Source organism: Methylorubrum aminovorans (genome assembly GCF_022179725.1).
GTDB classification, from domain to species: Bacteria; Pseudomonadota; Alphaproteobacteria; order Rhizobiales; family Beijerinckiaceae; genus Methylobacterium; species Methylobacterium aminovorans.
This window is the reverse complement of sequence record NZ_BPRC01000042.1, coordinates 1-20,946: the sequence shown is the minus strand read 5'-3', so window position 1 is coordinate 20,946 and position 20,946 is coordinate 1. Positions and strand designations below refer to the sequence as shown.

Below are 20,946 nucleotides of genomic sequence, written 5' to 3'. Positions count from 1 at the left end.
TGAAAGGTCCAGGCCCAGACTACCGGCTTCCGCCGGGGTGGGGGCATCCAGTCCATCAGCCGCCGGGTCCTGTCCTGGCGGCTATCGATCACCATGGAGGCCGATTTCTGCGTGGAGGCTCTGGAAGAAGCGCTCGCCCGGCACGGCAAGCCGGAGATCTTCAACACCGACCAGGGCTCGCAGTTCACCAGCCACGCCTTTACCAGCGTGCTGCGGCAGGCAGGGATCGCCATCAGCATGGACGGCAAAGGCGCGTGGCGCGACAACGTCTTCGTCGAACGACTGTGGCGGTCAGTCAAGTACGAGGAGATCTACCTGCGGGCCTACGACACCGTCAGCATGGCGCGCGCGTCGATCGGCCGGTATCTCGCGTTCTACAACGAACGCAGGCCCCATTCGAGCCTCGACCGGCGCACCCCAGACCAAGCCTACTTCGACAGGCTGCCGCATCCCGTGGCGGCCTGAACCCGGCAGGATATCCACTCATCCAAGCCCAGTTCGCTGTTCAGACAAACCGAACCACCTCTGATTACCGCAGCCATCGCGGCCTGGACCGTGCCCTGTTCCTCAAGCTCGCCAGTGGCGACTGGATCCGGACCCGGCGCAACCTCGTGATCACCGGCCCCTGCGGCGTGGGCAAGAGCTGGCTGGCCTGCGCGCTCGGGCACAAGGCCTGCCGGGACGACCTCTCGGTCCTGTACTACCGGGTTCCACGCCTGTTTGCGGCGCTCAGCCTCGCGCGTGGCGATGGCCGCTACAGCCGGCTGCTGCGCCAGATCGCGAAGGCGAACCTGCTGATCCTCGACGATTGGGGCCCCGAGCCGCTCCTGCCTGAACAGGCGCGCGATCTCCTGGAGGTCGTCGAGGATCGCTACGACGCCGGCTCGACCCTGATCACCAGCCAGGTGCCGGTGGATCGCTGGTACGAGATCATCGGCATCCCCACGCTCGCCGATGCCGTCCTCGACCGGCTGCTGCACAACGCTCACCGCATTGAACTCGCCGGCGAGAGCCTGCGCAAACGCAAGGCGGCCGAGCCTGCCGCTTGACCTGTCCGACTGACCTCGTGATCCTCACCCCAGACCCGCGGGAGTGCCCCGTCACTGGCCGGCTTCAGATCGGGCCGGTGGCCGGCTTCGCCTCGGAACAACGGCCGGCTTCAAATCGGAATCCCCGGCCGGCTTCGTCGGAATACGCACCCGCGGGCCGAACCCTGTTCGTGTCAGGCCAATTCGGGGTCGCTTCCGATGGGCAGATGCGCGCCGAGTTCGCCGAGCAACTCGGGCAGGCGATGGCCAACGCGGAGGCGCTGCTGGCAGCAGCAGGGATGGCGATGAGGTCGTGTCCCTGATGGAGGTGTAGCTCGCTGGTAGCGGGAGAGCCCGCCTGCGCGCCCTTCACAGCGCTGTAGCAGGCGGGCTCTCCCGCGGGGTGGCCATCGGTGGTTGCCGGGTAGGGTCGGGTTGCGAGCACCAACCCCGAGCCGAGAGACCCCCGATGACCGACGAGATGATGGCCCTGCGCGGGCTGATGGAGAAGAGCGCCGACGCCGATCTGCTGCGCGAGATGATCGGCTTTGCGGCCGAGCGGCTAATGGAGCTGGAGGTCGGTGGCCTGACCGGGGCCGCCCATGGCGAGAAGAGCGCCGAGCGGCTGGTCCAGCGCAACGGCTACCGTGACCGGGATTGGCAGACGCGGGCCGGCACGGTCGAGCTACGCATTCCGAAGCTGCGCAAGGGCAGCTACTTTCCGGGCTTCCTGGAGCCGCGCCGGATGGCCGAGAAGGCGCTCACGGCCGTGATCCAGGAGGCCTACATCCAGGGCATCTCAACCCGCTCGGTCGATGACCTCGTCCAAGCCATGGGCGGTACGGGCGTGTCGAAGAGCCAGGTCAGCCGGCTTTGCCAGGAGATCGACGAGCGGGTCGGCGCGTTTCTCGACCGGCCCATCGAGGGCGAGTGGCCCTATCTCTGGATCGATGCGACTTACGTGAAGGTGCGCCAGGACGGGCGTATCGTCTCGGTCGCCGTCATCGTGGCGGTCGGCGTGAACACCGATGGTCGCAGGGAAGTGCTGGGCATGGATGTCGGCCCCTCCGAGGCCGAGACGTTCTGGACGGACTTCCTGCGCAAGCTCGCCCGCCGGGGGCTGCGCGGGGTCAAGCTGGTGATCTCGGACGCCCACGAGGGCATCAAGGCGTCAGTGGCCAAGGTCATGAACGCGACCTGGCAGCGCTGCCGCGTCCACTTCATGAGGACCGTGCTCGCCCATGCCGGGCGCAGCGGGCGGCGTGTCGTCTCCGCCTTCATCGCCACGGCGTTCGCCCAGGACGATGCCGACGCAGCCCGTCAGCAGTGGCGGCGCGTGGCCGATCAGCTCCGGCCCAAGGTGCCCAAACTCGCTACCCTGATGGACAGGGCCGAGCCGGACGTTCTGGCCTACATGGGGTTCCCGGCCGCACACCGGATCAAGCTCCACAGCACGAACCCGCTGGAGCGCCTGAACGGCGAGATCAAGCGCCGGACCGAGGTCGTCGGCATCTTTCCCAACGAGGCCGCCATCACCCGCCTTGTGGGCGCGATCCTGCTGGAACAGAACGACGAATGGGCCGTCCAGCGCTCGCGCTACATGACCCTGGAAAGCATCGCCCCAATCGGCGATGATCCCCTCGTCAGCCTGCCCACCCTGGCAGCCTGATCCTCCCGGCCCAAGCCGGTGATCGCGATGGCTCTCAACGAGCTACACCACGCCAAGGGACACGACCTGGCGATGACCGACGTCAGGAAGGCGACGTTCATCCTGACGCGGACCGACGATCTCTGTGTCCTCGAGCGGGTTCGACAGGCTCGCTGGGCTTCGGAGGGGCCAGCCGCGGTGACTGTCCTCGTTGCCACCACGCTCGCCCGATGGCCCGGTACAAATAGCGGCGCTGACCCGAGGACTAAGGCATGGCCTGCATCTCGAAGGGTTCCCGCTTACGGAGCGGCGTCAACCCTCTTCGCCAATCGACGTCGTTCTACCGCCCTCGGCCATCACGCGTGGGTTGCACGGGATGAACCCGGTGCTCCATCCCACGATCCTGTCGCGTTCGCTCACTGCGTCGCTGCGTGCGGCCCTTTTCGTTCGGGACTGGTTCGACCAACACGTCATGGCTTCCGTCCGGAAACAGCTCCAAGGGTACGGAACGGCGCACCGTCACGCGAGCCTCGGGCGTCTGCGCCTTACGCAAGGCCGCGAGGACCCACGCTTCGAAGGCCTCCGCTTCTTCCTCGCCCGCTCGGGTGCCGATCGCGAGATGCACGGCCGCATCCGGATGCCGGGCGACGACGTGGGCGAGCGCGCTGCCGATCTCAGGACCATCGCCGCCCAGGCCACAGATCAGGGCACGGTCCGGCTGCCCGTCCTGCTGATACAGGCTCAGAGCCTCGGCCTTCGTTCGAGCCACGTAGATCCGCTCCGGCGCGCGTCGATCCCCCAGCTGGACCAAACCCGTCGTACCCTGCTGCCCGTTCCCCGCCGCCTCACCGGTTCCATCGGCCTGCTCGATCCCCAACAGGCGACCGCTCTGATCCCGGCGGGCGAACACCATCCGGCCTCGAGGACCGGTCAGGACATCGGCGCGAAGCTGCTCCAGGGTGAGCGGCAGCAGACCCCGTATCGCGATCGCGGCGGTCCGGATCTCCCGCCTTAGGCCCTGCCATATGATCGCGGCGAGCCGGCTGAACCGCCCCTTCTGACCCGGAGCGTACGAGGCGAACGGGATCGCGTGATCTGCTCGGCTCGGCCGCGGGACCGGGTACGCTGCGGGGGCATGCAGGCGCTCCTCCATGCGCTGCCGCAACGCTCGGGCGGCGGGCGACGATGTGCTTACCGAGGCCGAGGCGATCCCAGCGATGGCCTTCCTCCAGGATCCCGCGCTCTCCAGGCCCATCCTGCCGCCGTACGGCACAGGGACGTCGCGCGACAGAACTGGCGCACCACACCAGCCGCGCAGGTCAGGCCCAGCGTAGTCGGCAACGTTCGCTTTGCCGCCGCTGCCTGCGGCCTCCGACAGATATGCCTGCCGGATCTCGCTGTGGCTGACCGGGACGAGTGCCGGGTGCAAAGCGCCTCGGCCAACCGGCAGACCGCGCTCTTCCGGCCGGACGCCGGAGCGCGCCGCCTCCAGCCGCTCCCGGATCCGGTCCGTGTCGACAAAGAGACGCACGGTGCGACGGTGCCGCGTCATCGCCACGTAGGTCGCCTCCGCGCCTGTGCCGCGCAGGTCGGCCACGAACGCCTCGTCGACCGTCACCCCCTGTGCCGCGTGCGTAGTCATGGCATAGCTGTGCTGGAGTCTTGGCACCTGAGGCTCGCCCGGTTCGCGGCGCCCGACCAGCGCGCTCGTCCGGGCGCTCAGCCGCGCCCCGTTCTTCGCCAACTGCAGCGTCAGCACCGGATCGGCCGGATCGCCGGAGAGCGCCTCGACGCGCGCCAGGTCGGCGTTGCGGATCGTCTGGCCATCGACCTCCACGCTCTCCCCGAATATCACCTCGTCGCCGGCCGTCAGGGCCAGCGCCTCGGCTCGGCCGCCGCCGCGCGGGACCGTGTCGATCTCCACGTCCTCCCTCTCCGGTAGCAGACCCTCACGCTTGAGCCGGGCGCGGATCCGCGCGTTGAGCTCGCGCACATCCTTGTTCCAGCCGGTCAGCACCGCCCGTGACCGCTGCGCCCCTTCCAGATCGAGGCGGCTGCCCGCGTAGGCGTCGACCAGCGCCTGGATCGAGGCCTCGCGGTCCGCCCCCCAGGTGATCGCGCCGCCGCGGTCATAGGCTTCCAGCGCGCTCGCGGTCCGGCCCGCGGCGAAATCGACGCTCGCCGCCCGCATCCAGGCTCCCTCCGCCTCGCTGCGCCCACGCTGCCGCTGGATCTCGTCCATCCGGCTCGCACCCAGCGCCCGCACCAGCAGCCGCATCGGCGCGCCCGCCGCCACCGGGGCGAGCTGGCGCGTGTCACCGCTCAAGACCAGCTTCGCTCCGGCCGCGCCCGTCGCCTCGACCAGCGCGGCGAGATCCCGCGTGCCGATCATCCCGGCCTCGTCGGCGATCACGGTCGTCCGTGGCCCCAGCGCGATCTCACCCTTGCGAACCCGGTTGAGGAACCCGGTCACCGCCCGCGCCATCGCCTCGGGAGTAGCCGTGTCGGTCCGGACCACGTCGACCGCCTTCCACGATGGCGCGATCACCCAGACCTCGCTGCCGCAGGCCCGCACGGCATCGGCGACGCTGGCCATGGCAAACGACTTGCCCGAACCGGCGCTACCCTCGACCACGCTGACCCCGTCGCGGTTGAGCGCGTGCCGCACTGCCGCCCGCTGCTCCGCGCGCAGGCTCGGCCGCTCCGCCAGCACCCGCGCCACGACCTCGTCCGGGACGAACTCGCGCTCGTCCTGTCGGAGGTAGGCGCGGCGGAGCATTCCCCGCTCCGCCGCGATCATCTCAGGGGTCGCGTACACCGGCTCGCCCGTGTCCGAGCGCCCGACCGCCACCACTGTGCCGTCCCGGCGCAGCCGCTCTACCTCCTCCAGGACCGCATCGGTGTCGGCCTCGCATTGCAGCGCCTCCGCGACCCGGCGCACAAGCGCGCGCTCCTCCACCACCGCCTGCGTCGCCAGCGCCTCGGCGAGGCCGGCCTCGGCTAAGTTCTGCAGCCGCCTGGCCGCCGAGCCCGTCCGCTCCGCGCGGATCCCGTCCGCCGCGACCCGCACGCCCTCGAACAGCGCCGCACGCCTCCAGCCGGCCTGGACCAGCTGGCGCTCCCACTCTGCCTCCAGGACGGCGAGCGGCGTCTCCCGGTCCTTGCGCGCCCGGGTGCCGTGGGCGGCGGCCTGGGCCGCGACCCGATCCTCGGCCGTGTCGAACCCCCGCTCCCGCGCCGCCCGCTCGATCGCCGCCCGCCGCTTGGAGAACAGCTCCAGCACCGGCTCGGCCACCCCGGCGATCTCGAAGTTGCGCCCAGCTCGGACCGCCTCGTAGCCGAGCCCCAATCGCAGGCCGCTGGCCAGCTCGCTCCGGTACAGAGCCGCGATCCCGCCGGCGCTGCGCAGGATCGCGCGGTTGTCCAGGCCCCCGGTCGAGCCGTCGGCCCGGACGCACAGGTTGAGCAGCACCGCGTGGCTGTGCAGCTGCGGGTCCTGCGCCCGCGAGGTGAAGTGCCGGTACACCGCCGCGCTCACCCCCGCCGCCGGCGCCCGCTCCCGGCCCTGCGCCCCGGTCCGGGTCACGATCAGCCCGGCCGCGTGCGCGTAGTCCAACGCCCGGCGCACCGCCCGGTCATGCGCAGCCAGGATCCGCGCGCGCTCCGTCGGTCCGGCAAACGCTGCCAGCACACTCACGCTCTTGGGCGCGGCGAACTGCAGATCGTAGCCGACGCTGCGCCGGCCGTTGGCCGATGCCCGTACCAGCGGCTCGAGGCTCCCTGGGTCGCGCCCGGCCGCGAGGTCGCGCAGCACCCGCCCGTCCACCTCGGCCCCGTCCGGACAGAGGCGGAACGGATCGCCGGACTGGTCCTGACCGGAGCCGCGCGTCCACCACACGCCGTTGGCCTCGCCCGCGCCATTATCCGTGTAGTACGCGACTTGGTCGCGGCCCTCGCTGTGACCGCGGCGCAGCGTCGCCAGCGCCCGGTCGAATGCCTTGGAATAGGCAGCCTCGAAGGCGGCGCTCCCCTCCGCCGCGACCGCTGCCGCCGCTTTGCGGGCGTAGGCTGCGGCCGTGTCGTCGAGCGGGCTGTCTGGCGCGCTCAGCCCGGCCTCGCGCCGGATCTGGCGCGCCATCGACTCGTAGTACTCGACGCTGGTGATCCGCGTGCAGGTCATCATCGCTAGGGTCTCGCCTGAGCCTAGCCTGGACCTGCATCGTCGCTCGCCTGAGCCTCCGCCCGGTACAGGTCGACGATGAAGTCGCTGATCACCTGGATCTGGTCGCGCATCTCGGCCGCACTCACCTGGGCCTCGCGGGCGCTGGCCGCCGCCACATCGGCGAGCTCAGCCAAGCGGGCCACCGTTTCGGACGGGCCGAGCGCGGCGGTCAGCGCCTCCTCGACGAACAGGTACGGTGCGATCCCGCGCGCCCGGGCCGCTGCCTCCACGGCGTCCCAGAGCGCCTCGTCCAAGGACACGCGGACGGGACGGCGGGCCATGCGCGGGCTCCTGACAGCACAGTTTTGAAGCTAGGCAATAGCTTAGTGGCAAGCTCGACCGTTGCCCAGCACCATCGGTGCGTGATGTGTCTCTGGATTTTGGGTAGTAGGCCTGAGGTTATCCACAGGCTGTCCACGGCTATCGTGGCTGTAAGCTCGGCCGTGGTATCATGCTGGTCATTCGGCGTGACGGGTGCACGCGGTTCGCAATTCTGCTCAGGCGCAACTGTGGCGCTCGGTGAGGCAAGACGGCAAGGCCCGGAGAAGCGTGGGAAGTGATGGCGATGGGCGAGGCTGTCGAACCCGATCCCTACAGCGAACTGCGTGGCTTCCTGCGCGAGCAGATCGAGCTCGCCCCGAGCCGCAAGCCGTCCGCCTACGAGGCGGTCAAGGCCGTGCTCCCGGAGATCAAGAAACTCAAGGCCAAGGGCAAGACCGACGCCGAGGTCCGCGAACTTCTCGAGCGGATGGGGATCAAGCTCAGCCTCGGCACCTTCCGGCAGTATGTCCGCAATGCCGTCAAGGAAGCGAAGGGCGAGTCCGTGAAGCGAACGCGCGGCAAAGCCAAAGCGAAGCCGAAGGGCAACGCGCCGCCAACGCGATCCGTGGGCTCGTCCGACACGGTGGAACACGGGCGCCGGCCTGGGCCGGCAGCGGGACAGACGACTGCCGAGCCGCGCGTCGCCCCACGCGATGGTGCCCTTATGGGCAAGGAGGCCACGAGCCACAGGCTCAGCGACGACAATCTGTGACGTCACGGCTCGGCAGCGCCGTGCGTGCACCCACGGACCGGACGACCCGAGATCGTACTGGCGGCTACGAAGAGGGGCGTCGCCGCCAGTTCAGCTCACTTCAGCAGCCAAGCCACAGGCCTCGCCGTGACGAGACGGCTGAGCAGGCGGCGCGCCACGAGTGCCGCCAGACCGGCTACGATAATCAGCCAGACCGGTCCCCAGTCCGTGAGCCAGTCCCGCAAGGCGAAATACGACGCGTCCCAGAAGCCTCCGACCGGTGGCACGGTACCCTCGATCCAGAGCGGGAGCCTGCAGTACTGGCGCTTCTGTCCCGGGTCCCACTCGCGCTGTAGCCGCCCACAGAACTTGTCCATCCGCTCGCGCAGGTCCGGATTGGCGGCGACCAGCTTGAGCCACTCGGGCCCATCCGCGCGCGTGGATAGGGCCGACCACTGCGCGGCGACGCTCGTGTTCTCAGCCCGTCCGATCCTGTAGCCGACACCGCCGCACACGATGACGCTCGCCAGGATGATCCCGGCCGCCCAAAGCGCGACCTCGCGCGTGCGGGTGCGCTCCATCCTCCTGAAATGCTCGGTCGCGCTTGCCGCGACCGCCTCGCCGGTGGTCTCCGCGAGCCTGGCGTGCGCCGCCTCGGCCTTGGCGCTGGCTGCCTCAGCCACCGGACCGACCGCCCGCTTCGCCGCCTGCTCCACCCGATCGGGAACCGCGTCGATCGCCTCCGGGATGGTCTGAGCCGCCTTCTCCAGCAAGCCGGCGACCGCCAGGTAGATGACGGTCGGCTCGTCGGGTCCGATGCCGATGTCCCTCATCCGCCGCCACGTCAGGTCGCGGGTAGCCGGATCGAGCCCTAGGGCGGCGGCGGCCTTATCGAAACGGAGCTTGCCTTCGGGGTCCATGGCGGTCCGGGAACAGGAGGAACAGCGGGTCGGGGAAGGATTGATCGCGCGCGGTCAGAGGCCGAGCAGGGGCCGTATCGGCTCGAGGGCGGCGGCGAAGTCCTCACGGAACTTGCACACGTGCGACTGCTCGGCGATCGTGAGGGTCGGATCGTCCTCAGCGACCGAAAACGTGAGGTTCTCGGCATCGATCTTGGCGAAGGTGCCGGATGGCATCGCCGGCAAGCTGATCTCGTGGCCGCCGAGTTCCTCCAGCAGGCGGCGGCGGACCTTGCCGCCCTTATCGACACCGCGCGCGTCGGTGAAGCCGTGCCAGAACGGGAAGTCGCCCGTCGACTTGCCCCAGCGGGTGTTGCGCACCGCGACGTGATCGACGCGGTCGCCGACCAGGTCGATCCAGCGCGCCACGGACTGCGTCGCCCCGACCTCGGCGGAGATCAGGTGCAGGACGGTGATACGATAGCCGTTCAGGTCGAAGCGCCTCAGCAGCTGCTTGAGCCCGTCGCCCTGATCGGAGATCTCCATCAGATCCACGAGGCTGCCGCCGGCGAGGTCGTGGACGATGAGCCGCTCCCCTGACCGCAGACAATTGACCAGGGTGGGGCGCCCTGCCTCGGCGCGGACGTTGTAATAGTCGACCCCGGTGACCGGATCCTGGTCTCTGACCAGATTGCCATGAGCGTCACGGATGCCGAGCACCCGCACCAAACCGCCGACGCTGCCATCGGCATCGTAGGCCGCGACCCGGACGCCCTCGGTGCGCAGTTGATCGATCAAGGCGCGAGCCGTGACGCTCTTGCCGACGCCGCCCTTCTCGGAGGTGACGAAGACAGCCCTCTTCGAAGCCGTGCCTCCGTTCCCGTCGACCTTCGATGCCTTCGCCATAACCATCCATCCTTCCTGACCTGTACGCGTGCATTTCCAAGCGGCCGTCCCGAGAGCCCTCGGCTCAGCCGCTCGTTCCATTGGCCGGGGCGACGTCCATCGGCTGTTTGCAAGCCCCGCAGTCGAGCGCGATCTCGGGCTTCGCCCAGGCATTGGCTCCGCAAGCCGGGCACGTGTACTTCGTCTTGCTGGCGGCCTTCCGCTCGCGCGTCTCGCGCTCGAGCTCGCTTCCCAGCTCGACGTACGGCACCGTATCCCCGCGCAGATCGACCAGCTCGGCACAGGCTTGCGCGAAGCGTCCGCCGGGCTCGATGTAGTGGCTGACGCGCTGGCCGGTCTCCTTGCCGCCGGGCTCGCCGCTCGTAGACGGGATCAGCCCCACGGCCCGCATCATCCCTGCCCATTCCCGGTTGTGATAACCGCGGCGGGGCGGTGTGCCGAAGTGCTTCTGTTGCAGGTGGGCCATCTCGTGGACCAAGGTCGAGAGAGTATCCGCGATGCTGCACTCGGCGAAGAAGCTGGGGTTCAGTGCGATCTCGTCGATGATCTCGGTACCGTCCCGGGCTCCAAAACGGTCGCCGGCGAAGTAGCCGTAGGCTCTGTTCTTGCGCTGCAGGGTGATGAGACAGGGCGGCAGCCTGGCTGAGAACAGCCGCTCGTTGAAGAACACGTATGCGCCTGTCAGCCCGAAGTAGGTTCGGCTGGTCGGGTCTGTTGTATCGTACGAAACAGAAGATCCTGGCTCGAGCTGAGCCTCATCGCCTATCGGAACGACGACGTCGTCGAACGTCGACCGCCTCTTATCAAATATAGAATTGAGATAAACAGTTTCATCTATAGGTTGCATGACGGTGTCCCATCGTGGAAAGATGGGACCGGTTCACGCAAGCCACGAAGGGCTCCGGTCTCTTCAGCGCCTGAAGAAGGCATCCTTCAGCGACCGGTACGATCCGATCGCTGGCTCATCCGCATGGCGTCCACGAACGAGACTAGCGGATGCCGGGGGCGCGGGGTGGGTCGGATCGGATGTCCGGAGCGGGGACCGCCCCGGACTGCCTCACCGCCGCACCAGCACAGGCCGGACCGGAGGATGAACGCCGCAGAGCAGCGCTAGCTTTTCGGACCGCCGATCTCAGAACAGCGGCGGTCCAGAGCCCCAGCACGTTCGTTGCCTAGGCCCTCATCTGCTGACACGAACCGCCCAGCGGGTTCAAGCGACCAGCGCCCGTCGCGACACGACCGACGAGGGCTGTCCACAGGTATGACGGTTGCGTGAGATGTCGTCTCGGGGTTTGGCTGCGTGCCCATGGAAGGAACCAGGCAGGGTCATGGACCGTGCCTGGTTCGCCGATGACAGCGCCTATCGCCCGTGCATAGGCAGGCTCTGTGGGTCTGCTCAGCCGGAGCTGGCCGGCCGTGCGTTGCCGCGCAGGCAGGCGATCGCCTCCCGGATTTCCACGGCGTGGTCGACGAGCTTGCGCTTCAAGCGATGCGCTTCGGCCACCGTGTCCGGCAGCCGCGAAAGCCGCTCGTCCAGCTCACCGGTACGCAGCGTGCTCGCGAGGTCGTCCAGGCGCTCGAGCATCTCGACGAAGGAGGCGGGCTCGGTCTGTCGGGTCTGCGTCTCTGGGGTCATCTGTTTCTCCGTGTGGCTCAGTGAATGGTCGGATCGACGGGTGCGACGGGCGTGACCGCGAGGGTTCGCCCATCTGCGAAGGTTACGGTGAGTGTGCCGACCGCGGCCTCCGGGCCGGTGATCGGGTGATCGGCGGCGTCGGTGAGCCGGACGAGGCCCTCCGGCCAGCGAGCTGGCTGATCCGGTGCGGCACACGCGGTTCGCTCCGGAGCGGCCAACACAGCCAAGGTCTGCTCCAGGCTGTGTTCGAGCGTGCGCGCGGCCGCCGCCGTCCGCCGCTCTGCAGCCTCCAGGCAGGCCTCCGCCGCGTCGGCGACCGCCTCGCAGCCAGCGATGCCCGCTCGTCGCGAGTTGCACTCGAGATCGTCGAGCGCTGCCATCAGGTCGGCCCAGGCCCACTCCGCGCGTGCGGCCGAGTCGTCCAGCAGGCTGAGGACGAGGTGGCGGGCCTCCGAGGGCGTCGGCAGGGACGCCCAGGCGACCATGTCGGCGATCGTCGCCGCGTCGGTGCGGTGGCCGACCGCGATCACCACCGGCACAGTGAGCGTGCCGATCGCCGCGGCGGCTTCGCGAGCATCGAGCGCTCGAGCCGGGCTGCCGCCGCCGCGCACGAGCAGCACCAAACCGCGGTCCTCCCGGCCCCTGTGCAGGGTGGCAGCCTCGTCCAGGCGCTGCACCAGCTCCCGGACCGCTCCGGAGCCGTCGAACCGGCATTCCAAGCTGTCGACGCACAGGTAGCCAGCCGCCGCCAGGGCTTGCAGCGTCGCGGAGACGTCGTCCCAGCCTTGGCCCGGCGGGTGCAGAACGGAGATCCTCTCGATGTGGACCGGGCTTGAGAGCCGCGCCTGCGCATCGAGCAGGCCCGCCCGGGCCAGGCCTTCGAGGGTGCGGGCGCGCTCCAGCTCGGCCTCGGACACTCTCCACGCGGGCTCGACCGCGATCACGTTGAGGCGCAGCCGAGCCTCCGACAGCCAAGCGGCCGTACAGGTAAGGGTGACATCCCGGTGCCCGAGTTCGACCGGGTCGAAGGGTCGCCCGAGTGCGGCGGCAATCGCGGCGCGGGCGTCCGCACCGATGCGGGCGCTCAGGCTGGGCGCGTTGCTGCCGAGGAAGCCGTGGCTCGGCCTGAGTTCGAGGTCGTGGCTGCCGTGCCGCCTGGGCAGGACCCGGGCGACGGTGGCGCAGACGCGAAACTGCCGCGGCAGGCCGGTGCGCACCGCGCTCCCGGCGCGAGCCCAGACCTCCTGGATGTCGAGCGCCGGGCCGCAGGGGTCCGGCGGGGGCGCCAGGCCGGACCGAAGCCTGTCCGGTGGTGGTTCGGGTTCCGGTGTGGCCGGCGGGGCGCGGCGGAATTCGTGGATACGCACGGTTGAGGCTCGGATGTTCGTGGATAGCGAGAGGATGGGGTTGCCCGTCGTAGGGTCGGCCCGGACGCAGCACGTCCGGGCCGGGGTGATCAGAACGGCGCGTCGGAGGGCCAGCCGTCGCCTGGCGGGATGCGGGAGCGGATGAGCAGCTCATCGATCCTGTCGAGACGCGGCCGGTCCGCCCGCTCCAGCTCGCCGCGCAGGATCCGCTCGATCGCGGCCTGCACCGCGCCGGGGATCGGCGAGGAGTGCCAGGTGAGGTCGTCGACCGGCGTCGGAACTGGCCCGGCGAGCGTCAGCAACGGCGCGCCGAGGTCGAGGACGGCCTCCACCACGCGTGGGTCGCTGAACGTCCTTGCACCGATCGGACGGTCGCCCGTGACGATCAGCACCATGTCTGCGCCCGTCCAGTGTACGAACTCCGCGCCGTCGCGCAGGGCCTCGTGCACCGCGTCGGCATCGTCGAGATCGACCTCCCGCACGGCGAGATGAACGATCCGGCGTTCGTCCAGGTCCTGGAGCTGTAGCGCGAGCGCCTCCCAACGCGGACCGCCGCCCTCGGGTACGATCGCGAACAGCTGGCGGAGCTTGTCTGGGGCGCGGGCACGCCGCCACCGGCCCTGCTCTTCCAAATGCTGGCGCAGCTCCGCGTCGGCTGCAGCCTGCGCCGGGGTCGGCCAGTCGCTGGCAGAGACTACGAGGCGCGGGCCAAGCCGGGCATCGTACTCGACTTCGAAGCGGATCGGGATCGGCTCGCCCGGACGGATCCAAGACGGACCGAGGCCCAACAGGGCGGCTGCAGAAGCCAGCCAGTCCTGGTGGAGGTAGACATGTCCCCAGGTCGGACGGCTGGAGTCGGGGCCGGTGAGTAGGGCCCGGACCCCGGGCTTGTACCGGTGCGGCAGCACCTCCAGCAGCGCCTCTAGCCCCTCCTGCGAGGCTGGTGGGCATGCGGGATCCTGCGCGCCAGTGGGCACGGTGATGGTCATGTGTTTTCCTTGGATGCGAGGGGAGCGGAGCGAGCCCAAGCGGTCATCGCGGCGCGTCGGCGCCTGGGTGACTGTCCTGTTCGTCCTTCCCGGGATTTTCGTCGGATGACCCGACGCACCTTCACTCTCGTTCCTAGTATGGCCGGCGCGCAGGCGAGCGGCCCAACCTCCAGAATCTAAATTCCTCCCGCCCTCTGGGCTCACCCTGATGGGGCGATCAGGCCATCACTGGATGTCCGGACAGACTCCGCCCCTCGAGCGCTCACCGAGCCAGTGCGTTCGTCAGACCGTCCAGCGTCAGACCTTCAGCGCATGGCTCGGCCCGTGCTACCACCCGCGCGGATTCGCGGTTGATCGGATCGGTCGAGGTCGCCCGCTGCCTTCCGGCAGCATTTTGACGGTTCCGTTTTCCCCGATTCTGACAGGGTTAGAACTGTAGTAGGCGTGCTGGTTACGCTTTTGACCCCTCTCTCTTGAGAGAAAGCGAGGGCCGCCTGCCCTCTTCGGTTCGAGAGAGGGTCTCCGCGGCGCGCCAGTCGGATCCAGGCGAGCCACTCGGCCGAGATGATGCGGATCACATTGGTGTCGTTGCGGAAGCCGGTGATCTGGCGCTCCTCGACGGTCAGCAGCCCGAGCCGGCGCGCCTCGCGGATCGCGTTCTTCACGGTCGAGCGGCATACGCCTGCAACGGCAGCCATATTCTCGATCGACAATCGGCAATCCTTTCGCCGCGCGACCTCGACCGCCACAAGGGCGAGGACTGCCTGTTCGGCCAGCGTGAACCGAGCCGCGAGCCCTGGCGGGAGCCGCCCCGAGGCGGCCCAGCGGCGGCGGCGCTCCATTGAGGCATCCGTGCGCGGACGGGAGCCGACGCTGGGTCTTCTAGCGCGGCTCTGGTGAACCAGCGAGGCCTCCGGAGGTGTGCTGGGAACCACTATGCCTTCCGCCGAGGAAATGCCGGGCTGATCGGCATTTCCTCGGCGCTGTGGCGCGGAAATGGTGCGCGCCTCGATCAGCCCTGACAGCGCCTCTGCCTCCGCCTCTGTGATCTTCCCCTCCCCGTAGGCGCGCCAGAGCGCAGCCGTCACGGCCGGCAGCGCGGCTCGGGGGGCAATCTCCGCCTGTCGACGGATCTCCTCAGCAAACATCGTCCTGGCCCTTTGCAGGGCCGCGGCAGAGCAGGGGTGCCCACTGGGTGGGTACCCTTTCCACAAGGCACGACTTCATCGTTGCGAGAATTGGCGTTCCCGCTTGACACCCGAGGGCGCCATGTGGCTTGTGAGGAGTTGCTTGATGGCTCTCACAGCCACTTCGATTTCGCGGGCTCCTCGTTTGGCGACGGGGGGCCCGTAGTCGTTTCAGGGTCTCGTTTCCGCGGCGATCATCTCCTTCCCCGACTCACGACTCGACAGATCGAGCGTAGCCGGGACCGCTCATGTCGTCCGGGCGACGCTGCTAAGTCAACGTCGCGGCCTGAACCGGTCCGTCGAAATCCTGTAACCCTGAGGGGCAGGTGGGCTTCAGGCCATCTACCCATTCGAACCTTCGCCCTGATGCCCATCAGGTCCATCGCCCATCAACCCACCCGCTCTTACGGGCTCAAGGGTTTATGGGTGATCACCCCTGAGCCCAGAAGCCCAAAGGGGAACTTGCCCATCGGGGCGCTCGGGTTAAGGGTTCGTTGACCATTTGGGCTTCAGCTCGCTTGGGCGCTGGGGAAGGCGCGCAACAGGGAGCTGGGGCAATGGCGGTCATATCCGTTTGCTCGACCAAGGGCGGCGTCGGGAAGACAACGCTCGTGATCTGCCTGGCGGACGCCTACGCGCGCCAGGGCGGTAGTGTCGCCATCATCGACGCGGATCCAAATGGGCATGTCGCCTCCTGGCGCGAGCGCGCCGGAGAAGACTGTCGCGTCGACGTCATCGCTGACGTGACCGAGAAGACGGTCCTCGACCGGATTTCCGACGCCGCCTCGCGCTACAGCCTCGTGTTCGTGGATCTCGAAGGCGCGGCCTCGCAGGCCGTCACGTATGCCATCGCCGAGAGCGACCTCGTGCTGATCCCGTCCAAGGTCTCGGGCATGGACCTGCAGGAGGTGTTCCGCACGTACGAGGTGGTGCAGCGCGCGGAGAAGATGCTGCGCCGGCCGATCCCCGCCCGAGTGGCTCTCACGCAGATGTCGCCCCTGCAGAGCCGCGTGGCGCAGCACGCCCGGCAGGAGATCCAGTCCGCCAGCATTCCGGTCCTGCGTACCGAAGTCATCCAGCGGGCGGCCTATCAGTCAATCCACTTCACCGGCGCTACGCCCGCCCACCCGGACGGCGATCCCAAGGCCCTCCAGGAGGTTGCCGGCGCGCTGGGTGAGCTCCTCGAGGTCTTGGCAGTCCATCAGCAGGCGGCCTGAGCACGATGATGAAGCCCGCCTTCCAGCCCGCGCCGCGCCCGCGGCCCCGGATCTCGCCCGAGGATGCTCAGCAGCTCGCTGTGGCTACCAGCGACCTGGGCTTCACCCGGCCCTCGTCCGCGCCCGAGGCGCGGGTCGAGGAGCCGGTGCATCCAACAGCTGAGCCCATGCCTGCTGCAGCCTCAGCAGTCTCGACTGCCCAAGAACCCAAAGTCCCACTTGCCCCTGCTGCGCCTGCCAAGGGTACGGCCCTCAAATTCGAGGTGCCGGATACGGTGTGGACAGCGTTGCGCCAGGAAGCGCTAAACCGCCGGGTCACGGTAAAGTACCTCGTGCTCGAGGCCCTCGCCGCGAAGGGCTACAACGTCGATCTATCCGCGGTACCCGAGGACGGGAGACGCCTGCGATGATCGAGGCCGCCCTTGTTGCAGTCCTGGCGGCGGCCTTGAGCGCGGCGGCAGCCGGCGCGGTTAGCGGATCTGGTACTGAATGACGACCGCGGCCTTCCTCGTCATGCTGGCCGGGACGCTGGGCACTATCGGCTTCGCGGTTCTCGCCCTCGAATGGGCGCCACTGCGCCGACGGTGATGTCCTTACCCGATGCCCATCACCTCGCCCTTGAGCTCGAGGTGGCGGAGCTGCGCCAACAGCTGGCGGCTGCTCAGGACATGCTGGTGGAAACCGCGGCGGATGCCGGGCGGCTTCATGCCGAGAACACCGCGTTGCGGGACGAGCTTGCCCGTATGCGCGCCGAGGCAGCCGTGCGGCAGATTTCTGCCACCGTACGGGGCAGGGCAGTTGCCTGACCGGATCGAGAGAGCATGCAGATCCGGCCCGAGCACCGCTTCTTCTACCCCATCGACTGGCCGCAGCTCTCGATCGCGATCCGGTTCGGGCGAGCGAGAGGCTGCTGTGAGGGCTGCGGACGGCCGCACGGGCGGATGGTCTACCACCTCGGCGATGGCCGCTGGTGGGACGCAGATGCCGGACGCTGGCGTGACGGCTGGGGGAGGCGGGGACTGTCAGGAATTCCGTGTGCGGGCGGCGGGTTGAACATCAGGCCGCCATGGCCCGGGTGAAGCGCTCACCGAAGATGACGGCGAACTGCGCCTTGGCCATGACCCACTCACGCGGGCCCATCTTCCACGCCTTCTCGGAGCGGTTCAAGACCAGGTAGAGCAGCTTCAGCGCGGCCTCGTCGGTCGGGAAGTGCCCGCGGGCGCGCACGGCCCGGCGCAGGGTGGCGTTCAGGGCCTCGATAGCGTTCGTCGTGTACAGGATCCGCCGGACCTCGCCCGGGAACGCGTAGAACGGGACCACCTCGCCCCAGGCCCGCCGCCAGCTCTGGGCGATGGCCGGGTACTTCCGGCCCCACTCGCCGGCCTCGAAGGTCGCCAAGGCCGCCTCGCCAGCGGCGGCATCGAGCGCGCGGTAGACGTCTTTGAGCGCGGCCGCCACGGCCTTACGGTCCTTGTAGGAGACGAAGTCGAGGCTGTGGCGCAGGAGATGGACGATGCACGTCTGAACCAGCGCCTCAGGAAACACCGCCCGGATCGCGTCGGGGAAGCCCTTCAGCCCGTCGACCACGGCCAGGAGCACGTCCTCGACGCCGCGGTTCCTGAGCTCGTTCATGACCCGCAACCAGAACTTGGCGCCCTCGTTCTGCTCCAGCCACAGGCCGAGGATTTCCTTGGATCCGTCGGCGCGCACGCCGAGCGCGATGTGCACGGCCTTGTTCCGGACGAGGCCTTCGTCGCGCACCTTGATCCGCAGAGCGTCGAAGAACACGATCGGGTAGACCGGCTCCAACGGCCGGGCTTGCCACGCGGCGACCTCCTCCAGCACCGCGTCGGTCACCGCGCTGATCAGGTCGGGCGAGACCTCGATGCCGTACAGCTCGCGCAGGTGCCCGACGATCTCCCGGGTGCTCATGCCGCGGGCGTACATCGACACGATCTTGTCGTCGAAGCCGGGAAACCGGCGCTGATAGCGGGCGATCAGCTGCGGGTCGAACGTCGCCTGCCGGTCGCGGGGGATCGCCAGCTCGATCCGGCTGGTCCCGGTCGTGACCGTCTTGCGGCCGTAGCCGTTGCGGCTGTTGCCGGCCTCCTCGCCCGCCAGATGGTGGTCCATCTCGGCGTTGAGTGCCCGCTCGGCCAGGGCCTTCTTCAGCGCGTCCAGTAGACCGTCGGACTCGAACGCCGTCTTGGGATCGGCCCCGGCCAGCAGCTGGTCCAGGAGCGCGTCAGGGATGTGGGGTGCTTTGCGTCGTGCCATCGGGAACCTCCTTTGGGTCCACTATGGCCGCCCACACGAAATTCCTGACAGTCCCGCGCTCCACCGTTCTCACGGTCGAGGAGGAGGCGATCATCGTCGCTTTCCGACGGCACACGCTGCTCCCGCTCGACGACTGCCTCTATGGCCTGCAACCGACGATCCCGCACCTGACCCGGTCGTCGCTGCATCGCTGTCTGGAACGGCACGGCATCAGCCGACTGCCCGAGATCGACGGCGACAAACCCAAGAAGCAGCGCTTTGCGAGTTACGCCATCGGCTACGTCCACATCGACATCGCCGAGGTCAGCACCGCTGAGGGCAAGCTCAGGCTGTTCGTGGCCATCGACCGAACCAGCAAGTTCGTCTTCGTGCGGCTGGTCGAGAGCGCCGGCAAGATGGAGGCCGCTCAGTTCCTCCGCGACTTCATCGAAGCGGTGCCTTACCGCATCCACACTGTGCTCACGGACAACGGCATTCAGTTCACGTCACGCCAGCGGGATATCTACGACAGTCAGCACATCTTCGATCGTGTCTGCGACGAGCATGGCATCGAGCACCGTCTGACCAAGGTGAACCACCCTTGGACCAACGGGCAAGTCGAGCGAATGAACCGTACGATCAAGGACGCGACGGTCAAACGCTACCACTACGACAGCCATGCTCAGCTGCGAACGCATCTGCATCTGTTCGTCGATGCCTACAACCATGCCCGCAGGCTCAAGACGCTGCGCGGCCTGACGCCCACCGAGTTCATCCTGAACGCCTGGACGAAAGAGCCCGATCGCTTCAGGCTCGATCCGTCACACCTCATCCCGGGACCGTACACCTAACGTCAAGGCGGTGCTGTCCTGGGCAGCGCGCAGCCCTGCGTCTTGGGGTCGGAACAAGCTTTGTTCCCCCAGACACGCTAAGGTCGAACGGACCGTGAACCTTCGTCGCGAACCCGCATAATGGTCTGCCTGCTGGTCGCGAACTTCCGTGCGATCGCCGAAACGCTCATCCCCGTCGTGAGATCGCCGCGCACATCTTGCTTCTGTTTATCGCTCAGCGTCGAAGGACGGCCGAGGGCCTTGCCTTCCGACTTGGCGCGCTTGAGGCCGGATTGCGTCCGCTCGATCAGCAGATCCCTTTCGAACTGGGCGACGGCGTTGAGCACGTTCATGGTCATAGTACCGGCCGAACTGGTGAGATCGGCCCCGCCGAGCGCGAGGCAATAGACCCTTACGCCCATTTCGGCCAGCGTCCTGACGGTGGTGCTGACATCGATCGCATCACGGCCGAGGCGGTCGAGCTTGGTCACGATGAGAATGTCCCCGGACTCCAGCTTGTCCATGAGCCGGGAAAAGCCACGGCGCTGCACAATGGCCGTGCTGCCGGAAACCGTCTCGGTGACGATCCGTCGCGGCTCGACGTGAAAGCCGGCGGCCTCGATTTCCTGAATCTGGTTTTCGGTGGTCTGCCCGATCGTGGAGACGCGGACATAGGCAAAGGTGCGTGGCATGAGGTCAATTTCGTCCGAATAGGCTGTCCGAAATATCTTATTTGTTCGAAATCATGTCAAGATAATTTGTGGACAGCGAGTTTTACCCCTGTACGCAATCGCTCGTTTTTGGACACGAGATGACGCCGAGTTCGAGAGCGTGTTGGTTTCAATTAGAGAGCATATGAGTGGGCCGAAAAATTGATTAGAGTTCGTCCCAAATGAACCGCGAGCCGTTCCCACGCGGACCGTCATAGGCACTCCGGGTTTAGGGATCGACTATACGCTCGGTTGTCGCGATGGAGACGCACTGTCTCGAGTGGCGTTGAAAACTGTGATGGTGCTTTGTTCGAACGCCGCCAAGTCTCCGCGGGAAGCGACGGCGCGTGGCTCGGCAAACCGACCAGCGCAACGCTCGGCATGATAAAAAATTTCTGCTAAACAATTAAGATGATGAGTGCGGCAGAGGTTGATGAAACAAGTCGAACGAAAACGCTTCGGCTCATTGATCGCCTTCGGCATTTTTAGCACCGGGCTCTTCGCGCCGGTCCTGATCGCGCACCAGCCAGTGGACTGCTCCGAGCGCAAGAGCCGCGCCCGCGAGGGCGGCAATCTTGGCTGGCTCCGTCTCGCCAAGGTCGAGGATGATAAATTTGCGCGCGATCGCGAGGAGCGCGATCAGCACGATCGTGCGGACCTGGAGAACGCCGAAGCTGCGTTCTGTCGCCACAAGAAGGGAGCGCTTGAACTCGAGCGCAATTACAACGGTGAAGATCATTCCGAACACCACCTGGAAGGTGGCGTAATCGAGCGTGTCGAACGCTCCCAAGACCAACCGGTTCACGACCTCGCGCATCAGCGCCCAAACCGACGCCACGACGATAACCGCAATGATGGCGCTGAGGACGAAAATGACGACCTGTTCGAACTTCTCGTAGAGCGTCATCGCCGACCATTGTTCACGGGTTAGGGTCGAGACTCGATCAGCACCAGAAGGCGATGACGGCGGCGAGCGCGAGGGCGGAAGCGTAGTTGCGGGCGAGCTTGTCGTAACGGGTTGCGATGCGGCGGAAGTCCT

At 67.8% G+C, this 20,946-nt stretch carries 19 protein-coding genes and 4 pseudogenes; 10 read left to right on the top strand and 13 right to left on the bottom strand.

The window, feature by feature from the left end:
* Window positions 1-57 precede the first annotated feature (57 nt).
* The 4 genes and pseudogenes from MFF24_RS26495 to MFF24_RS26485 all read left to right on the top strand — a co-directional run.
* Window positions 58-465: pseudogene (locus MFF24_RS26495) on the top strand (transposase); the annotation flags it as partial.
* Between the two features lie 20 nt (window positions 466-485).
* Window positions 486-1,049 carry an IS21-like element helper ATPase IstB gene (istB, locus tag MFF24_RS26490; RefSeq protein ID WP_283214555.1) on the top strand — a complete coding sequence of 188 codons (564 nt, stop codon included), beginning with the start codon at window positions 486-488 and terminating at the stop codon, window positions 1,047-1,049.
* Between the two features lie 17 nt (window positions 1,050-1,066).
* Window positions 1,067-1,351, top strand: a complete 285-nt coding sequence (locus tag MFF24_RS29125) for a Rid family hydrolase (RefSeq protein ID WP_373322752.1) — start codon at window positions 1,067-1,069, stop codon at window positions 1,349-1,351.
* A 146-nt stretch (window positions 1,352-1,497) separates the two neighbouring features.
* A complete protein-coding gene (locus MFF24_RS26485; RefSeq protein ID WP_144769401.1) occupies window positions 1,498-2,697 on the top strand; it encodes an IS256 family transposase in 1,200 nt (399 codons plus the stop codon).
* Between the two features lie 319 nt (window positions 2,698-3,016).
* On the opposite strand, the gene mobF is transcribed toward MFF24_RS26485, so the two are convergent.
* Together mobF and MFF24_RS26475 are read right to left on the bottom strand one after the other, a co-directional pair.
* Complete coding sequence (gene mobF, locus MFF24_RS26480; protein WP_238228936.1) at window positions 3,017-6,859, bottom strand: MobF family relaxase; 3,843 nt, start codon at window positions 6,857-6,859, stop codon at window positions 3,017-3,019.
* Between the two features lie 20 nt (window positions 6,860-6,879).
* Complete coding sequence (locus MFF24_RS26475) at window positions 6,880-7,179, bottom strand: hypothetical protein (RefSeq protein ID WP_238228935.1); 300 nt, start codon at window positions 7,177-7,179, stop codon at window positions 6,880-6,882.
* Between the two features lie 278 nt (window positions 7,180-7,457).
* Between MFF24_RS26475 and MFF24_RS26470 the strand changes: the two genes are divergently transcribed.
* On the top strand, window positions 7,458-7,931 hold the full coding sequence (locus MFF24_RS26470) for a hypothetical protein (protein ID WP_238228934.1): 474 nt from the start codon (window positions 7,458-7,460) through the stop codon (window positions 7,929-7,931).
* Between the two features lie 95 nt (window positions 7,932-8,026).
* Here MFF24_RS26470 and MFF24_RS26465 read toward each other — a convergent pair whose 3' ends face one another.
* The 7 genes from MFF24_RS26465 to MFF24_RS26435 form a co-directional block, all read right to left on the bottom strand.
* Window positions 8,027-8,830, bottom strand: coding sequence for a hypothetical protein (locus tag MFF24_RS26465; protein WP_238228933.1), 804 nt, complete (start codon window positions 8,828-8,830; stop codon window positions 8,027-8,029).
* A gap of 54 nt (window positions 8,831-8,884) precedes the next feature.
* The gene (locus MFF24_RS26460; RefSeq protein WP_238228932.1) at window positions 8,885-9,715 is read right to left on the bottom strand and encodes a nucleotide-binding protein; all 831 of its coding nucleotides are present in this window, start codon (window positions 9,713-9,715) and stop codon (window positions 8,885-8,887) included.
* A gap of 64 nt (window positions 9,716-9,779) precedes the next feature.
* Window positions 9,780-10,385, bottom strand: a complete 606-nt coding sequence (locus MFF24_RS26455; RefSeq protein WP_238228931.1) for a SprT-like domain-containing protein — start codon at window positions 10,383-10,385, stop codon at window positions 9,780-9,782.
* 726 nt (window positions 10,386-11,111) lie between these two features.
* On the bottom strand, window positions 11,112-11,351 hold the full coding sequence (locus MFF24_RS26450; protein WP_142586199.1) for a hypothetical protein: 240 nt from the start codon (window positions 11,349-11,351) through the stop codon (window positions 11,112-11,114).
* 17 nt (window positions 11,352-11,368) lie between these two features.
* The gene (locus tag MFF24_RS26445; protein WP_185157040.1) at window positions 11,369-12,718 is read right to left on the bottom strand and encodes an exodeoxyribonuclease VII large subunit; all 1,350 of its coding nucleotides are present in this window, start codon (window positions 12,716-12,718) and stop codon (window positions 11,369-11,371) included.
* 89 nt (window positions 12,719-12,807) lie between these two features.
* Window positions 12,808-13,707, bottom strand: a complete 900-nt coding sequence (locus MFF24_RS26440; RefSeq protein WP_142586201.1) for a hypothetical protein — start codon at window positions 13,705-13,707, stop codon at window positions 12,808-12,810.
* 305 nt (window positions 13,708-14,012) lie between these two features.
* The gene (locus tag MFF24_RS26435; protein ID WP_142586202.1) at window positions 14,013-14,855 is read right to left on the bottom strand and encodes a helix-turn-helix domain-containing protein; all 843 of its coding nucleotides are present in this window, start codon (window positions 14,853-14,855) and stop codon (window positions 14,013-14,015) included.
* A 596-nt stretch (window positions 14,856-15,451) separates the two neighbouring features.
* Between MFF24_RS26435 and MFF24_RS26430 the strand changes: the two genes are divergently transcribed.
* The 4 genes and pseudogenes from MFF24_RS26430 to MFF24_RS26415 all read left to right on the top strand — a co-directional run.
* Complete coding sequence (locus MFF24_RS26430; RefSeq protein WP_053608426.1) at window positions 15,452-16,111, top strand: nucleotide-binding protein; 660 nt, start codon at window positions 15,452-15,454, stop codon at window positions 16,109-16,111.
* A gap of 8 nt (window positions 16,112-16,119) precedes the next feature.
* The gene (locus MFF24_RS26425) at window positions 16,120-16,521 is read left to right on the top strand and encodes a hypothetical protein (RefSeq protein ID WP_142586313.1); all 402 of its coding nucleotides are present in this window, start codon (window positions 16,120-16,122) and stop codon (window positions 16,519-16,521) included.
* Window positions 16,522-16,698: 177 nt separating this feature from the next.
* Complete coding sequence (locus tag MFF24_RS26420) at window positions 16,699-16,917, top strand: hypothetical protein (RefSeq protein ID WP_142586324.1); 219 nt, start codon at window positions 16,699-16,701, stop codon at window positions 16,915-16,917.
* Between the two features lie 15 nt (window positions 16,918-16,932).
* Window positions 16,933-17,127: pseudogene (locus MFF24_RS26415) on the top strand (hypothetical protein); the annotation flags it as partial.
* 40 nt (window positions 17,128-17,167) lie between these two features.
* Here the strand turns inward: MFF24_RS26415 and MFF24_RS26410 are convergent.
* Complete coding sequence (locus MFF24_RS26410; protein ID WP_142586315.1) at window positions 17,168-18,388, bottom strand: IS256 family transposase; 1,221 nt, start codon at window positions 18,386-18,388, stop codon at window positions 17,168-17,170.
* A gap of 53 nt (window positions 18,389-18,441) precedes the next feature.
* Between MFF24_RS26410 and MFF24_RS26405 the strand changes: the two are divergent.
* Window positions 18,442-19,218 (top strand): annotated as a pseudogene (locus tag MFF24_RS26405) (IS481 family transposase); the annotation flags it as partial.
* 77 nt (window positions 19,219-19,295) lie between these two features.
* Here the strand turns inward: MFF24_RS26405 and MFF24_RS26400 are convergent.
* From MFF24_RS26400 to MFF24_RS26390, 3 genes and pseudogenes are all read right to left on the bottom strand, one after another.
* The gene (locus MFF24_RS26400; protein ID WP_003603269.1) at window positions 19,296-19,889 is read right to left on the bottom strand and encodes a recombinase family protein; all 594 of its coding nucleotides are present in this window, start codon (window positions 19,887-19,889) and stop codon (window positions 19,296-19,298) included.
* A 481-nt stretch (window positions 19,890-20,370) separates the two neighbouring features.
* The gene (locus MFF24_RS26395) at window positions 20,371-20,814 is read right to left on the bottom strand and encodes a phosphate-starvation-inducible PsiE family protein (RefSeq protein ID WP_238228930.1); all 444 of its coding nucleotides are present in this window, start codon (window positions 20,812-20,814) and stop codon (window positions 20,371-20,373) included.
* A 37-nt stretch (window positions 20,815-20,851) separates the two neighbouring features.
* A pseudogene (locus MFF24_RS26390) lies at window positions 20,852-20,946 on the bottom strand (IS5/IS1182 family transposase); the annotation flags it as partial.

Bases quoted from the DNA above. Each gene is read 5' to 3' on its own strand.
- MFF24_RS26485 (WP_144769401.1), top strand. From the start codon at position 1,498: ATGACCGACGAGATGATGGCCCTGCGCGGGCTGATGGAGAAGAGCGCC.
- mobF (WP_238228936.1), bottom strand. From the start codon at position 6,859: ATGATGACCTGCACGCGGATCACCAGCGTCGAGTACTACGAGTCGATG.
- MFF24_RS26475 (WP_238228935.1), bottom strand. From the start codon at position 7,179: ATGGCCCGCCGTCCCGTCCGCGTGTCCTTGGACGAGGCGCTCTGGGAC.
- MFF24_RS26470 (WP_238228934.1), top strand. From the start codon at position 7,458: ATGGCGATGGGCGAGGCTGTCGAACCCGATCCCTACAGCGAACTGCGT.
- MFF24_RS26465 (WP_238228933.1), bottom strand. From the start codon at position 8,830: ATGGACCCCGAAGGCAAGCTCCGTTTCGATAAGGCCGCCGCCGCCCTA.
- MFF24_RS26460 (WP_238228932.1), bottom strand. From the start codon at position 9,715: ATGGCGAAGGCATCGAAGGTCGACGGGAACGGAGGCACGGCTTCGAAG.
- MFF24_RS26450 (WP_142586199.1), bottom strand. From the start codon at position 11,351: ATGACCCCAGAGACGCAGACCCGACAGACCGAGCCCGCCTCCTTCGTC.
- MFF24_RS26440 (WP_142586201.1), bottom strand. From the start codon at position 13,707: ATGACCATCACCGTGCCCACTGGCGCGCAGGATCCCGCATGCCCACCA.
- MFF24_RS26435 (WP_142586202.1), bottom strand. From the start codon at position 14,855: ATGTTTGCTGAGGAGATCCGTCGACAGGCGGAGATTGCCCCCCGAGCC.
- MFF24_RS26430 (WP_053608426.1), top strand. From the start codon at position 15,452: ATGGCGGTCATATCCGTTTGCTCGACCAAGGGCGGCGTCGGGAAGACA.
- MFF24_RS26425 (WP_142586313.1), top strand. From the start codon at position 16,120: ATGAAGCCCGCCTTCCAGCCCGCGCCGCGCCCGCGGCCCCGGATCTCG.
- MFF24_RS26420 (WP_142586324.1), top strand. From the start codon at position 16,699: ATGTCCTTACCCGATGCCCATCACCTCGCCCTTGAGCTCGAGGTGGCG.
- MFF24_RS26410 (WP_142586315.1), bottom strand. From the start codon at position 18,388: ATGGCACGACGCAAAGCACCCCACATCCCTGACGCGCTCCTGGACCAG.
- MFF24_RS26400 (WP_003603269.1), bottom strand. From the start codon at position 19,889: ATGCCACGCACCTTTGCCTATGTCCGCGTCTCCACGATCGGGCAGACC.
- MFF24_RS26395 (WP_238228930.1), bottom strand. From the start codon at position 20,814: ATGACGCTCTACGAGAAGTTCGAACAGGTCGTCATTTTCGTCCTCAGC.